This is a genomic window from Polaribacter sp. 2405UD43-2 (genome assembly GCF_058147125.1).
Map to the genome: position 1 here is coordinate 1 of NZ_JBYVJX010000041.1, position 268 is coordinate 268.

Below are 268 nucleotides of genomic sequence, written 5' to 3' on the forward strand. Positions count from 1 at the left end.
CAGGAATGCCAGAAATGTTAAAACCAACGTCTTTAATTATGGGCGCATGTTTAGGTAAATCTGTCGCATTAATTACAGATGGTCGTTTTTCTGGAGGAACACACGGTTTTGTGGTAGTTCATATTACACCAGAAGCACAATCTGGAGGAACCATTGGAATTTTAAAAACAGGAGACAAAATTAGAATTAGTGCATAAGATAACACTATTAATGTTTTAATTTCTGATGAAGAATTGGCAGAAAGAAAAGCAAATTGGCAAGCTCCAGA

Annotated in this window: 1 pseudogene; it reads left to right on the forward strand. The window is 35.8% G+C overall.

Going from position 1 to position 268, the window contains the following annotated elements:
- Nucleotides 1-268: pseudogene (locus ACY2RX_RS14670) on the forward strand (dihydroxy-acid dehydratase); the annotation flags it as partial.